This window comes from Curvibacter sp. GW821-FHT01G03 (assembly GCF_059422285.1).
The window spans coordinates 249,330-263,267 of the sequence record NZ_JBWKWP010000004.1 but is presented as its reverse complement, the minus strand read 5'-3'; the positions used below and the strand labels follow the sequence as shown (position 1 = coordinate 263,267).

Below are 13,938 nucleotides of genomic sequence, written 5' to 3'. Positions count from 1 at the left end.
GGGCGCTGACCTTGATCGACGCCCAGGGCGTCTCTCCTCAACGGGGCCTTGACTGGCCCCGTTGCCTATTTCGGATCGGTTTTTTGGGATGTTTTGGCAGACTTCGCGTTTTCGGATCGACCTCAGCCGCCCGCAGGTGATGGGCATCGTCAACGTCACCCCCGACTCCTTCTCCGATGGCGGTCACCACGCCACGGCTGTTCAGGCCTTGCGGCATGCCGAGCAACTGCTGGCCCAAGGGGCAGATCTGCTGGACATCGGTGGTGAGTCCACGCGTCCGGGCAGCCCGGCGGTCTCGCTGGAGGATGAATTGGCCCGTGTGCTGCCCGTGGTACAGGACGCAGTGCGCCTGGGCGTGCCGGTGTCGGTCGATACCTACAAGCCCGAGGTGATGCAGGCCGTGCTGGACCTGGGTGCCGATGTCATCAACGACATCTGGGCCTTGCGGCAGGCCGGTGCACGTGAGGTCGTGGCCCGTCATCCGCGCTGCGGGGTCTGTCTGATGCACATGCACCGCGACCCTCAGACCATGCAGCTGGAACCTCTGGAAGGCGACGTCGTTCCTGCCGTGAACGCCTTTTTGCGACAAGAGCTTGATCGCCTGCTCGCATCGGGGGTGGACCCCGAGCGGGTGGTGCTGGACGCCGGAGTCGGCTTCGGCAAGACCGTGGCGCAGAATTTTGCTCTGCTGGCCCGCCAAAGTGAGCTGGATGTGCTGGGCCTGCCCTGGCTGGCGGGCTGGTCGCGCAAGTCGTCGCTGGGGGCCGTGACCCAATTGCCGGTGGAGCAGCGCCTGGTGCCGAGTACCACGGCGGCCGTGCTCGCCGTGGACCGGGGGGCCCGTGTGGTGCGAGTGCACGATGTGCGGGAGACCCGGGCCGCCTTGCAGGTGTGGCAGGCGGTTCGCGATGCCGAGAAACCAAGCATTCAACAAGCGGCCTGAGATTCACCGGGCCAGACGAGGGATTGACATGACACGACAGTATTTCGGCACCGACGGTATCCGAGGCACGGTGGGCCAGGCGCCCATCACCCCTGACTTTGTGTTGCGACTCGCCCATGCCGTGGGTCGGGTCCTGCGCCAAACCGAAAGCAGGCCCACCGTGCTGATCGGCAAGGACACCCGCATTTCAGGCTACATGCTGGAGAGCGCACTGGAATCCGGCTTCAATTCGGCCGGGGTTGACGTGGTGTTGCTGGGCCCTCTGCCGACGCCCGGCGTGGCTTATCTGACCCGCGCCCAGCGCGCCAGCCTGGGCGTGGTCATCAGTGCCAGCCACAATCCGTTTCAGGACAATGGCATCAAGTTCTTCAGTGCCCAGGGCGCCAAGCTACCCGATGCCTGGGAGCTGGATGTTGAAGCCGCCCTGCAGGAAGCCCCCGTCTGGGTGGACTCGGCTTCGCTGGGCAAGACCCGGCGTCTCGACGATGCGGCCGGTCGCTACATCGAGTTCTGCAAGAGCACCTTTCCCAACGAACTCACGCTCAAGGGCTTGCGCATCGTGGTGGACGCTGCCCACGGTGCGGCTTACCACATCGCCCCCAAGGTGTTTCATGAGTTGGGCGCCGAGGTGATTGCGCTGGGGTGCAACCCCGACGGCCTGAACATCAATCACGAAGTCGGTGCCACCCACCCGGATGCCCTGGTGCGATCTGTCCGGGCCAACCAGGCCGATCTTGGCGTGGCGCTGGATGGGGATGCCGATCGCCTGCAGATGGTCGATGCGACCGGGCGGCTCTACAACGGCGATGAACTGCTCTACCTGTTTGCCATGGACCGACTGGAGCGGGGCCTGCCAGTGCCTGGTGTTGTCGGCACCTTGATGACCAACATGGCGGTGGAGTTGGCGCTGCGTGAACACGGCGTTGATTTTGTGCGGGCCAAGGTGGGTGACCGCTATGTGCTCGAACAGCTTGAGCAAAGAGGCTGGACCCTGGGTGGCGAGGGTTCCGGACACCTGCTGGCCCTGGATCGCCATACCACGGGCGACGGTCTCATCAGTGCCTTGCAGGTGCTGCAGGCCTGCGTGCGTGGTGGTCGCACCCTGGCGCAGTGGCTGGCACCCGTGACCTTGTTCCCGCAGACCCTGGTCAACGTCCGTCTGCGCCCGGGCCAGACCTGGCAGGACAACGCTTTGCTCAAGCAGGCCATTGCCCAGGCGGAGGCCGCTTTGGCGGGGCAGGGGCGGGTGTTGATCCGCCCCAGTGGCACAGAGCCGCTGCTGCGCGTGATGGTGGAGGCCCGCGATGCCAGCCTGGCCAGCTCGCTGGCCCATCAGATGGCCGACGCCGCGCGGGCTGGCTGAGCCGGCAGGCCTGCCCATGGTCATGCCCCCTGGTTCAGGCGGCGGTGGCCAGCAGTGCCTGGTGGTGTTGCCTGACAAAGGTCTCGAATTCGTGGGCCGGCAAGGGGCGACTGAAGTGAAAGCCCTGGACTTCCTGGCAACCCTCTTGGCGCAAGAAGTCCATTTGCCAAGCGCTTTCCACCCCTTCTGCCAGGGTCACCATGTCCAGGGCCTGTGCCATGCTGATGATGGCCCGCACCAGAGCCCGGTCCTCGGGGTTGTTCTGCAGATCGTTGATGAAGGAGCGGTCAATCTTGAGCGTGCTCACCTGGAAGCGTTTGAGTTGGCTGAGTGACGAGTAGCCTGTGCCAAAGTCATCGATCAGCAGCCGGATGCCTTGCGCATGCAATCGGTCCATGATCTGGCTGGCCCCGACAGGATCCTCCAGCGCGACACCCTCGGTCAGTTCGAGCCCCACCAGATCAGGGGCAACGCCCGCTTCGTCGACCAGCCGCTTGACCAAATCAGGGAGCTGGGACTGACGGAACTGCACGGCAGACACGTTCACGGCCAGGGTCAATGGCGGCAGGCCCTGATCGACCCATTGCCGCAACTGGCCCAGTGCGGTGCGCAGCACCCATTCCCCCAAGCCCAGAATCAGGCCGGTGTCTTCTGCAATCGGAATGAACTCGGCTGGCGAAACAGCCCCCAGCTCCGGGTGGTTCCAACGCATCAAGGCTTCAGCGCCCACCACCGCACCGGTGTTCAGGTCGAGCTGGGGTTGGTAGTGCAAGCTCAACTGTCCGCGCTCCTGGGCCCGTCGCAAGGCGTTCTCCAGCACCAGGACCCGATTGGCGTCGGCCTGGATCGCATCGGTGAACAGGCAATACTGGTTTCGGCCGCTGCGCTTGGCACGGTACATGGCCGCGTCCGCCCGCTGCTGCAGCGCCTGGAAATCGGTGCCGTGTTGCGGGAACAGGGCCACGCCAATCGACAAGGTCACGTTGAGCTCATGGCCTCCTGCCATGAAAGCCTCGGTCGCCAGATCCAGCACTGCCTGGGCCAATTTCTGTGCCTCGGGCGCCTGCGCCTGGCCAATCAGCAACACGAACTCATCCCCTCCCAGGCGAGCCACGGTGTCTGGTTCGGTCACCAGATCGTGCAAGCGGCGGGCGAATTCAAGCAGCAGCTGATCCCCGACTCCGTGGCCCAGGGAGTCGTTCACGTTCTTGAAATGATCAATGTCCAGGAAGAAGACGGCGAAACCCTGGCCGGTGCGCCGGGCCGTGTTCAAGGCCGCCTGGCTTCGCTCCTGGAGCAAGGTCCGGTTGGGCAGCCCAGTGAGGGGGTCAAAGTAGGCCAGGCTCCGGATGCGTTCTTCAGATTGCTTTTGCAGGGTGATGTCACGAAAGGCCGCGATGTAGTGGCTGGTCTGGCCTTGGGGCGACACCAGACTGCTCACGGACAGCCACTGCAGGTAGCGGCTGCGGTCTTTGCGCTGGTTCCAGGCCTCGCCTTCCCAATGGCCGTGCTGGTGAATGGCAGCGCGCACCAGGTGCACGAAGCGGTCGTCCTCACGGTGCGCGGCGAGCAACTTGGCGGGTCTGCCAAGCACCTCCTGGCGTTTAAATCCGGTCAAGGTGCAGAACGCCTGATTGACCATCATGATGTGCTCATGCGCATCGGTCACGACGAAGGCGTCGCTGCTGAGTTCGAACACCTTGGCGGTCAGGCGCAGCATCTCCTGGTCCATCTGCCGTCGTGTGACGTCTCGCACCACCGCCACAAACCTCGGCATGGCCCCTGCAGACACGGCTGATCGGGCCACAGACAGTTCGAATTCATGGGGGCCGTCCTCATGGTGCAGCACGAACAGACGCCCCCCCGACCATCCCAGTCGATGGGCTTCATCCAGGGCGCTCATCACCTCATTGCTGGCTTCCGCATCAAGGGTCTCCTGCAGGGGGCGGCCTACCACCAGTTCGGTGTGAAGAACACCGGTGCCATAGACAGGCACCTGCGCCCCCAGGCACAGGCCTTCCAGGTCGAACTCGAACATGGGGTCGGGTACGGCCTGTAGCGTGGCCTGCAGATGCTGTTGTGCGGCTTCGATTTCGGCCGTGCGGGTGGCAACCTGGGTCTCCAGCCAGCGCTCCTGCAGCCTCTGACGCGCCAGCAGATACACCAGGTACCCCAGCAGCATCGAGACCAGGGTCGCACCCAGTCCATGAACCAAGTGGTTCAGGGGGGACGTCCAGCCGTCAGCCGGACTGACGCTGAGGTGCCATTCGGCATTGGGCAGTGCAATCGTCCGCTCGACGGGCTGATCCAGCAAGCCGTGGCCGCCTTCGGCGATCACCTGTCTGGCGCCGGTGTCGGGTGCGGTCCGCCACAGTTGGTAGACAAAGCCGCGTTCGCTCAAACGGGGCAATTGGGCCTGGTTCAAGACGGGGTCCAATCGAATGGTCACGTTGGTGAAACCCCAGAAACTGTCTTGGCCTGTGCCGTCGGGCAAGAACACGGGCAGGCGCCCCACCACACCCACCCCACCTTGAACCAGCTTCAGGGGGCCGGCCATGCTGAGCTGCTTGGCCTGCCGGGCCCGCAGCGCTTCATCGCGTTGCAGCGGGTCTTCCAGCGGGTTGAAGCCGATCGCACGCTCATTGCCCGCCAGGGGGACCACTTGACTGATCCGCCCCCCGGGCCCGAGCCCCAGCATGGTGACCCCGGGATGAAATTTGAGCAGCATCTCCCCTGCCGCATCGAACTGACTCACATTGCCGCGGCTTTGCTGCACCAGCGCGGCCAAGGCGTAGTTGGCGGCCAGTGCCTGCTCCAATGCGCGCTGCACGGCCTGGGCATGGTCATTGGCCAGATCGGACAAACGGGCGATGGCTTCGCTTCGCTCGTGGTTTTGCAAAACCTGGACCAAGGCCACGGAGGCCGCCATGGAAAGCAGGAAGGTCAGCAGTGCTGCAGTCCAGGGTTTCACGGAGGGCATGGCGGCAAAGGTGCGTAGGTGAACTGGGTTGATTATGCCGTTCACCCTGCTGAGAAGACCGTCAGACCACAGGGCTTCCTGGGCACCCAGGGCAGTGTCACGGTTTTGCCATGCCCATGACATGACCCGGTCATCGCGGCTGAAGAGACTTCCCCCCAGAGCAGCTGGCTGTCCTCGTCCTGGTGTGATCCGGCGCGGCGCCGAGCTTGCAACGGTGGGGTAGGCCACGTTGGGTGGCGGCCCCTTTCAGCATTCGGTGTGCGGCTGACCAGGTGCAGCCCCGCCTGTCAGTCGCCCAGGAGCCCACGATGAAAGAGTTGCCCAACCCGACCTTCCCGCTGTCGCCGATTGCCTTGCCTCGGGGGTCGCTTCATCGAGGCGACCACTCAGCTGAGCGCCCGCACGGCGCTGCGGATGCGTCAACTGGGCGCGGGGGTATTCAGGTTTCGTGGGCGCGACACCTTGACGAAGTGCGTGAAGCCCAGCGCCTGAGGTTCGACATCTTCGCCGGTGAGATGGGCGCCCGCCTGGCCACCTCAGTGCCCGGTCACGACGTGGATTTGTTCGACGACTACTGCGAGCATCTGCTGGTGCGTGAGCAGCACAGTGGCAAGGTGATCGGAACCTACCGTGTGCTGACCCCGGTCCAGGCCAAGCGCATCGGCAGCACCTACAGCGACATGGAGTTCGACCTGACCCGCCTGCGCATGCTGCGCTCGCGCATGGTCGAGCTGGGCCGCAGCTGCGTGCACCCCGAGCACCGCCAGGGCGGCGTGATCATGGCTTTGTGGGGCGCTTTGGCCGAGTTCATGGTGCGCAACCAACTCGACACCATGATCGGCTGTGCCAGCATTCCCATGCTGCACAACGGGGTGGTCAGTGGCGACGCAGCGGCCAGCATCTGGCGCCAACTGCGTGACACGCACCTGGCCCCCATCGAGTACCACGTGCTGCCTCGCCTGGCCTTGCCGGTCGAGCAACTCGATGACAGCCTGCAGATCGAGCCGCCAGCGCTGATCAAGGGCTACCTGCGCCTGGGGGCCAAAGTGCTGGGTGCACCCGCCTGGGACCCTGACTTCAACACCGCCGATCTGCCCATGCTCATGCGCATCTCCGACCTGCCGTCACGCTACCGCAAGCACTTTCTGGGTGTCTGATGAGAACCAGCTTCGAGGCGCTGAACCAGTGGGCCACTCAGGGCCCGCCCACTGAAGTCGAGACGGATCCGGGCGGGGACGAGGGGCGCAACCGGGTGCGAGCCGTGTTCATCTCCGACCTGCACCTGGGTACCCCGGGCTGCCAGGCCGAGGCACTGCTCGACTTCCTCAAGCACCACCCCAGCGACACCCTGTATCTGGTGGGGGACATCATTGACGGTTGGCAGTTGCGCCGCCGCTGGTTCTGGCCCCAGGCTCACAACGACGTGGTGCAGAAGCTGTTGCGACGGGCCCGCAAGGGGTGTCAGATCATCTTCATTCCGGGCAACCACGACGAATTTGCCCGCGGCTTTGTCGGGCATTCCTTTGGGGGCATCGAGGTGGTCGAGCAGGCCATCCACACCACCTTGGACGGCCGCCGCCTCTGGGTCATCCATGGCGATCATTTCGATGGTGTGATCCAGTGTGCCAAGTGGCTTGCCTACCTGGGCGACAACCTTTATGAATTGCTGCTGCGCTTGAACCGGCACCTCAACAACCTGCGGGGCCGGCTGGGTCTGCCTTACTGGTCCCTCTCGGCCTACCTCAAGGGCAAGGTCAAGAAGGCGTTGAATTACGTGATGGACTTCGAGGTGGCCGTGGCCACCGAGGCGCGACGCCGGGGTCTCGATGGGGTGGTGTGCGGGCACATCCACCGGGCCGAAATGCGCACCATCCAGGGCACGCTGTACTGCAACGATGGCGATTGGGTGGAAAGCCACACGGCCTTGGTCGAGCACTTTGATGGTCGACTCGAATTGGTGCACTGGAACCCGAGCCTGGGCCAGCCGCACGGGACGGCGATCAACGCGCTCAGTGTCTGAGTCGGTCCTCTATTGATAAAGTGGAACCCATTGGTCGAAAATCGACTTGTCATGCATTTGTCATCAAAAGGCCGGGCTCGGTATGAATAATGTTGGCGACCTGTTCCTGCCCTGCCGGGTCGGCGGGTTGCCTTCCGTCTGAGTGCCGCCACCCGGCGTCAGCCGGCATGCTTGTCTGAGGTTTCTTGCTTGTCCATCTCCGCTACGTCATCCCCATCCGAACCTGCCGTGCCCGACACGGTGCAGCCGTTCCCTTTGCTGGATCGCGATCACAGCATCCTGGCCTTCAACGACCGTGTGCTGGACTGGGCCCGCCGCGGCGATGTGCCGCTGCTGGAGCGGCTTCGTTTTCTGTGCATCGTGTCGTCCAACCTCGACGAGTTTTTCGAGGTGCGTGTGGCGCCGCACCTGATTGCCCTGCAATTGCGCGATCCGCGCGGCACCTACAGCAGCAACTCGTTTGAGGCCCTGTCGGAGCGTGCCCATGATCTGGTCGAACGCCAATACAAGCTCTACAACGACCAGTTGACGCCCGCGCTGGCGCGCCTGGGCATCCGCATCGTCTCTCACGGCGAGCGCAATGCCGAGCAACGCCGCTGGGTGCACGATTACTTCGAGCGCGAGGTGCGCCCCCTGCTGGTGCCGGTGGGCCTGGACCCCGCGCACCCGTTCCCCCAGGTGGCCAACAAGTCGCTCAATTTCATTGTTCGCCTGCGGGGCCAGGACGCCTTTGGGCGCGAGAACGAAGTGGCCATCGTCAAGGTGCCTCGGGTGCTGCCCCGGGTCATCCGCATGCCGGCCCGGGTGGCGGGCAAGGGGGTCAGCTTCGTCAGCCTGTCCAGCGTCATCCGGGCGCATCTGCACGATCTGTTTGCCGGCCGCGAAGTGACCGAGTTCTCGCAGTTCCGGGTCACGCGCCACTCCGACCTGGCCTTTGATGAGGAAGATGTGCGTGACTTGCGTGCCGCGCTGCGCCAGGGCCTGGAGCACCGCAACTACGGCCAGGCCGTGCGGCTTGAGGTGTCGGCTGGTTGCTCCAAATTCCTGTCCGACTTCCTGCTGTCCCAGTTCAGTCTGCCGGTGGGGGCGCTCTACCGTGTGCACGGTCCGGTCAACCTGGTTCGCCTGACGCAGCTCATCGATCTGATGACCGAGCCCTCGCTGCTGTTTCCGGCCTGGAAGGCCGCACTGCCGCGTCAGTTGCAGCATGGCACCTCGATTTTTGAGCAGGTGGCGCAGCGGGATGTGCTGATCCACCAGCCCTTTGAGAGTTTTGACGGCGTGCTGGGCTTTTTGCGCGAGGCCGTCAACGACCCTCAGGTGCTGGCCATCAAGCAAACCATCTACCGCACCGGGTCTGATTCAGAGTTGATGGAGCTGTTGCGCGAAGGAGTGCGTCGCGGCAAGGAAGTGACGGCCGTGGTCGAGTTGAAGGCCCGTTTTGACGAAGAGGCCAACATCAACTGGGCCGAGGCACTTGAGTCCATCGGTGCCCAGGTGGTCTACGGGGTGGTGGGGCTCAAGACCCACGCCAAGATGCTGCTCGTGACCCGTCGCGAGGGCCGCGTGCTGCGCCGCTACGGGCACCTCTCCACGGGCAACTACAACCCCCGCACCGCGCGCCTCTACACCGACCTGAGTTACCTCACGGCCAACCCGGATCTGACCTCCGAGATGGACCAGGTGTTCTCTCATCTGGCCAGCCAGAACCGCCTGCCTCGCCTCAAGCACCTGTGGGTGGCACCCTTCCATCTGCACGCCAAGACCCTGGAGGCCATTCGCCAGGTGGGTCTGGCGGCCGAGCGAGGCGAGGGGGGGCGCATCGTCGCCAAGATGAACGCCTTGACCGACGAGCCCCTGATCCGCGCGCTCATCGAGGCGGGTCAGCGCGGGGCCCGCATCGACCTGATCATCCGCGGCGCCTGCATGTTGCCCGCGGGCGTCCCGGGGCAGACCGACAACATCCGGGTGCGTTCCATCATCGGGCGCTTTCTGGAGCATTCCCGGGTCTTCTATTACCGCATGGGCGAGCAAGAGCATCTCTACCTGTCCAGCGCCGACTGGATGAACCGCAACATGCTGCGCCGGGTCGAGGTGTCGTGGCCCGTCCATGACCCAGAACTGCGCCAACGCATCATTGACGAATGCCTGGTCGGCTACCTGTGCGACGACCGTGATGCCTGGACTTTGGGTGCCGATGGCGTCTACCAGCGGGTTGCTCCGTTGGGGGATGTGGCCCACGGTGTCCAGCAGGCCCTGATGGACCGTTACGGCAGCGACCCCAAACCCAAGAAAACCTGACCTGGAGTGAGTGACCCCCATGGACCTGATCTTGTGGCGACATGCCGAAGCTGAAGACGATGCCGGGGCCATGGAAGACCTGGCCCGCAACCTCACCCCCAGGGGGGAGAAGCAGGCCATGCGCATGGCAGCCTGGCTGGATCGCCAACTGCCTGAGGGCTTGAGGGTGTTGTGCAGCCCCGCCCGGCGCACTGAGCAGACGGCGCTGGCCCTGGGTCGCAAGTACAAATTGCGCGCCGAACTGCTGCCCGGGGGGCAGGTGTCGGATCTGCTCGAGTTGGTGCAATGGCCTCGTCAACGAGGGGCCGTGCTGGTGATCGGACACCAGCCCATGCTGGGCCAGACCGTGGCCCATCTGCTGGGCTTGCCTGAGGGGGAGTGCTCGGTGCGCAAGGGGGCGGTCTGGTGGCTGCGCCACCGGGAACGGCAAGGCGAATCTCAGACCGTGGTGGTCACGGTCCAGATTCCGGAGCTGCTGTAACCCCCAGCCCCCGATTTGACCGGGGGCGACTCTGTCAGGCTTTGCCGGCCTTCTTGGGGGCCACAGCAGCCGGCTTTTCGGCGGCGGGACGGCCTGTCTTGATCGAAGGAATGGCCTTCAGGGCTTTCAGGAAGGCTTCTTGACCCAGGCCGGCCAACAAACGCACGCCTGCGCGCAGGATCTCGCTCTTCTTGGGGCTGTGGGCCAGCAGGTGGGCGCGTTGCTTCAGGTCGGCCAGCACGTCGTACTCATCCTTGGGGATGGTGAAACTGTCGCGCACCAGCTTCGCCTTCTTGGCCTTCAGTTCGGGCTCGGCAGCCTTCTTGGGCTTGCTGTCCTTGATCTTCTTGGGGGCTTCGACCTTCGCCTTGGGCGGTGCGGGCACGGGCGCGGCGACAGCCACCGGCGCGGCCTTGGGCTTGGCGGCAGGCTTGCTCGCGGCCTTCTTGGGGGCGGGGCTGGCCTTGATGGCTTTGGTGTCCTTGGCGGGGGCCTTGGCCGGAGCCGCAGCCTTGGCCTTGGCAGGTGTGGCGGCCTTGGCCGGAGCGGCTGCCTTCACGGGGGCGGCGGGCACCGCCTTGGGGGCGGGCTTGGCGGCCGGCTTTTCGGCCGCCTTGCTCACCGGGGCGCTGGCAGGGGCAGCCGCCGTCACGGGCGTTGCGACCACGGGGGTGGCCACTGGGGTTGTCGGGGTCTCTTTTTTGTCGCTGGTGCTGGTCATCAACATTCCTTGAGTGAATCGGTATAAACAGTATATACGGTTTAATTCGATGTTTGTAAGGCTGCGGTGATGCCAGTCGGGTGCCTGCACCCGGCATGAAAAACCCCCGGTCACCGCAAGGTGCCGGGGGCTCATGGGATGGCCGGTCGGCTGGGACAGCGCGCTCAGGACACCAGCAGATCCAGCGACCAGGGTGTCTTTTGCCAGGCGATCGCTTCCTCGCGCAGCAGGTGGGCCGATTGCGGGTATTGCTGGCACCAGGCCTGGCTCAGGTGCAGGGTGTAGGCCATGCCGTCACAGGCCAGCTCCAGCGGGGCCAGATCGGGGGTGCGCCGGGCGTGGCACAGGGCCACGGCCAGGCGCAGGCAAAGCAACTGCGCCACAAAGGCCGCGTCGCTGAAATCGGCCTCCAGTTTGCGCAGCTTGCCGCGGTGACCCAGGATCAGCAGGCTGAGCCGGTGGAGTTCGGGCAGGGCAAAGCCCGGTGCATCGGTGTTGTCCAGAATGTAGGCGCCGTGCCGGTGGTAATCACTGTGCGAGATCTGAATGCCGATCTCGTGCAGGCTGGCAGCCCAGGCCAGCTTGCGTTCGGCACGCTCGTCCAGCGGGCTTTCGACCTGCTGGTAAAGCGCCAGTGCCGCGTCTCGCACGCGCTCTGCCTGGGCCAGGTCGACCTGAAAACGTTCACACAGTGACACCACCGTGGTGGCGCGCAAGTCGGTGTGGGGCTGTTCGCGGTCCAGCAGGTCGTACAGCACGCCCTGGCGCAAGGCACCTTGGGCCACGTGCATTTCATCAATGCCCAACAGGTCAAAAATGGCCGTGAGCACGCTGACCCCACCGCCAATGACGGCGCGGCGGTCGTCTTTCAAACCTTCCATGCGCACCCGTTCTGCGCTTTGGGCGCGCAGCAGGCGCTCCTTGAGCCAATGCAGCGCGCTGCGGGTGATGATGCCGCCAGGTTCACCGGCAGCGGCAAGGACGTCGGCCACGGCACCGACCGTACCGGACGAGCCGTAGGCGATGTCCCAACTGTCGCGGCGGTAGCTGTCCAGGGCTTCGTCGAGCACGGCCTTGGCCGCGATCTCGGCGGTCATGAAGGCCTGTTGGGTGAACAGGCCCTGGGGAAAATATTTCATTGACCAGGCGACGCTGCCCACGCGGTACGACGCCATCATGTGGGCGTTGTACTGCTGGCCCAGAATCATTTCGGTAGAGCGCCCTCCGATATCGATCACCAATCTACGCTCATCCGACTGGGGCAGCAGTCGTGCCACGCCCTGGTAGATCAGGCGGGCCTCCTCGGGGCCCGAGATCACGTCAATCGGAAAACCCAGGATCTCGGTGGCCCGGGTCAGGAAGTCGTCCCGATTGCGGGCTTCACGCAGGGTCTGGGTGGCCACCGCACGCACCTGGGTGCGCGGAAATCCGGCCAGACGTTCTGCAAAGCGGGCCAGGCAATCCCAGCCGCGTTGCATGGCCTCGGCACGAAGCCGACGCTCCTCGTCCAGGCCGCTGCCCTGACGAACTGTTTCCTTCAGGTATTCGCTGCGCTGGATCTGGCCGTGTTGCAGGCGGCCAATTTCAAGTCTGAAGCTGTTCGACCCCAGGTCGACAGCGGCAATGAGTGTTCCGTTTTGCATTTGTTGGCAGCGCTTGGGTCCGGTCACTCTGCGGCGGCAGCTGAGTTCGTCGCCGCTTGCGTACTGGGCTGTGAAGAGAGGGGGTTCGGGTTCCGGAGTCTGTCGAGGCAAGTTCGCTGGATATCGGACTCCCGCCTGCGTGGCGGCTGAACCTGACAGCAGCGATTGTGGCTGCGACCGACAGGACACCAACCGACGACCCCGTATTTTTCACGCGTTTCGCAGTCTAGAAGCCGTTTATGACAGTTGGGTGACCGAATTTGCGCTGATTGTGACAAAAAATCGGGATCTTCAGCCTCTTTGGGACCTGTCACGCAACTGTCATCAAGGCCCACTAGAGTCCAGTCAACTCTCCAACCCACCAAGGTGAATTGAAATGACCTGGACGATTCGTATGGCTGTTGCCGGCGCCGTTGCCGCTTTGCTCTCTCCCGCCAGTTGGGCGCAACAGGAAGCCACCGGCGCGGGTGCCAGCTTCCCGGCCCCCCTCTACTCGAAGTGGGCGGCTGATTACAACAAGGCCACCGGCGTGAAGATCAACTACCAATCGGTGGGTTCGGGTGCCGGCATCCGTCAGATCGAAGCCAAGACGGTGGACTTCGGCGCCTCCGACGCCCCGTTGACCGATGACGACCTCAAGGCCAAGGGCCTGGTGCAATTCCCCACCGTGATTGGCGGCGTGGTGCCGGTGATCAACGTCAAGGGCCTGACCCCGGGCCAACTGAAGCTGACCGGCGCTGTGCTGGCCGACATCTACCTGGGCAAGATCTCCCACTGGAATGATGCCGCCATCAAGTCGCTGAACCCAGGCCTCGCCCTGCCGGATTCGCCGATCGCCGTGGTGCGTCGCGCCGACGGCTCGGGTACCAGCTTCATCTTCACGAACTACCTGAGCAAGGTCAGCCCCGAGTGGAAGAGCAAGGTCGGTGAAGGCACTGCCGTGAACTGGCCCACCGGTGCGGGTGGCAAGGGCAATGAAGGCGTGGCCGCCTTCCTGGGTCGCCTGCCGGATTCCATCGGCTACCTCGAGTACGCCTATGTGAAGCAGAACAAGCTCAACTATGTGCAGATGCAGAACGCAGCCGGCACCTATGTGGCTCCGGATGACCTGACCTTCAAGGCTGCCGCTGCGGGCGCCACCTGGAGCAAGAGCTTCTACCAGATCCTGACCAATCAGCCGGGCAAGGATTCCTGGCCCATCACGGGCGCCACCTTCATCCTGATGCACAAGAAGCAGGACAAGCCGGCCCAGGCCACCACCGCTCTGAAGTTCTTTGACTGGGCTTACAAGAGCGGCGACAAGACCGCTGTTGACCTGGACTACGTGCCCATGCCCGACAGCGTCAAGGAAGTGATCCTGAAGTCCTGGAGCGAGATCCGCGAAGCGGCTGGCGACAAGCCGGTCGCCTTCAAGTGAGTCGCGGTTTCTGACCTCAGCCTCAGACCTGCTTTCGGGACTTAGTCGTGTCCACTACACTGCCGGTCA

At 64.2% G+C, this 13,938-nt stretch carries 10 protein-coding genes; 7 read left to right on the top strand and 3 right to left on the bottom strand.

Annotated features, from left to right (window positions below):
- Positions 1–88 precede the first annotated feature (88 nt).
- Entirely contained in the window at positions 89–943 is an 855-nt protein-coding gene (gene folP, locus AC07VS_RS07235; protein ID WP_492346337.1) for a dihydropteroate synthase, read from the top strand.
- A 28-nt stretch (positions 944–971) separates the two neighbouring features.
- Positions 972–2,306, top strand: coding sequence for a phosphoglucosamine mutase (gene glmM, locus AC07VS_RS07230; RefSeq protein WP_492346338.1), 1,335 nt, complete (start codon positions 972–974; stop codon positions 2,304–2,306).
- Between the two features lie 34 nt (positions 2,307–2,340).
- On the opposite strand, the gene AC07VS_RS07225 is transcribed toward glmM, so the two are convergent.
- Positions 2,341–5,286 carry a bifunctional diguanylate cyclase/phosphodiesterase gene (locus AC07VS_RS07225; protein WP_494750582.1) on the bottom strand — a complete coding sequence of 982 codons (2,946 nt, stop codon included), beginning with the start codon at positions 5,284–5,286 and terminating at the stop codon, positions 2,341–2,343.
- A 308-nt stretch (positions 5,287–5,594) separates the two neighbouring features.
- On the opposite strand from AC07VS_RS07225, the gene AC07VS_RS07220 reads away from it, so the two are divergent.
- The 4 genes from AC07VS_RS07220 (at position 5,595) to AC07VS_RS07205 (ending at position 10,088) form a co-directional block, all read left to right on the top strand.
- Complete coding sequence (locus AC07VS_RS07220) at positions 5,595–6,443, top strand: GNAT family N-acetyltransferase (protein ID WP_492346340.1); 849 nt, start codon at positions 5,595–5,597, stop codon at positions 6,441–6,443.
- The gene (locus tag AC07VS_RS07215; RefSeq protein WP_494657482.1) at positions 6,443–7,306 is read left to right on the top strand and encodes a UDP-2,3-diacylglucosamine diphosphatase; all 864 of its coding nucleotides are present in this window, start codon (positions 6,443–6,445) and stop codon (positions 7,304–7,306) included. The genes AC07VS_RS07220 and AC07VS_RS07215 overlap by 1 nt, the downstream gene beginning before the upstream one ends.
- Positions 7,307–7,534: 228 nt before the next feature.
- Positions 7,535–9,607: a polyphosphate kinase 1 gene (ppk1, locus tag AC07VS_RS07210; protein WP_494657555.1), complete on the top strand. Its 2,073-nt coding sequence runs from the start codon at positions 7,535–7,537 to the stop codon at positions 9,605–9,607.
- A gap of 19 nt (positions 9,608–9,626) precedes the next feature.
- Positions 9,627–10,088: a SixA phosphatase family protein gene (locus AC07VS_RS07205; protein WP_494657481.1), complete on the top strand. Its 462-nt coding sequence runs from the start codon at positions 9,627–9,629 to the stop codon at positions 10,086–10,088.
- A gap of 34 nt (positions 10,089–10,122) precedes the next feature.
- On the opposite strand, the gene AC07VS_RS07200 is transcribed toward AC07VS_RS07205, so the two are convergent.
- Positions 10,123–10,809: a hypothetical protein gene (locus AC07VS_RS07200; protein ID WP_494750581.1), complete on the bottom strand. Its 687-nt coding sequence runs from the start codon at positions 10,807–10,809 to the stop codon at positions 10,123–10,125.
- A gap of 164 nt (positions 10,810–10,973) precedes the next feature.
- A complete protein-coding gene (gene ppx, locus AC07VS_RS07195; protein WP_494657479.1) occupies positions 10,974–12,452 on the bottom strand; it encodes an exopolyphosphatase in 1,479 nt (492 codons plus the stop codon).
- A 376-nt stretch (positions 12,453–12,828) separates the two neighbouring features.
- On the opposite strand from ppx, the gene pstS reads away from it, so the two are divergent.
- Entirely contained in the window at positions 12,829–13,869 is a 1,041-nt protein-coding gene (gene pstS / locus AC07VS_RS07190; protein WP_494657478.1) for a phosphate ABC transporter substrate-binding protein PstS, read from the top strand.
- The last annotated feature ends 69 nt before the right edge of the window (positions 13,870–13,938 follow it).

What these genes read in the sequence shown, in the direction of transcription:
- pstS (WP_494657478.1), top strand. Translation starts at nt 12,829, where the DNA reads ATGACCTGGACGATTCGTATGGCTGTTGCCGGCGCCGTTGCCGCTTTG.
- ppx (WP_494657479.1), bottom strand. Translation starts at nt 12,452, where the DNA reads ATGCAAAACGGAACACTCATTGCCGCTGTCGACCTGGGGTCGAACAGC.
- AC07VS_RS07225 (WP_494750582.1), bottom strand. Translation starts at nt 5,286, where the DNA reads ATGCCCTCCGTGAAACCCTGGACTGCAGCACTGCTGACCTTCCTGCTT.
- AC07VS_RS07200 (WP_494750581.1), bottom strand. Translation starts at nt 10,809, where the DNA reads ATGACCAGCACCAGCGACAAAAAAGAGACCCCGACAACCCCAGTGGCC.
- folP (WP_492346337.1), top strand. Translation starts at nt 89, where the DNA reads ATGTTTTGGCAGACTTCGCGTTTTCGGATCGACCTCAGCCGCCCGCAG.
- AC07VS_RS07215 (WP_494657482.1), top strand. Translation starts at nt 6,443, where the DNA reads ATGAGAACCAGCTTCGAGGCGCTGAACCAGTGGGCCACTCAGGGCCCG.
- AC07VS_RS07220 (WP_492346340.1), top strand. Translation starts at nt 5,595, where the DNA reads ATGAAAGAGTTGCCCAACCCGACCTTCCCGCTGTCGCCGATTGCCTTG.
- AC07VS_RS07205 (WP_494657481.1), top strand. Translation starts at nt 9,627, where the DNA reads ATGGACCTGATCTTGTGGCGACATGCCGAAGCTGAAGACGATGCCGGG.
- glmM (WP_492346338.1), top strand. Translation starts at nt 972, where the DNA reads ATGACACGACAGTATTTCGGCACCGACGGTATCCGAGGCACGGTGGGC.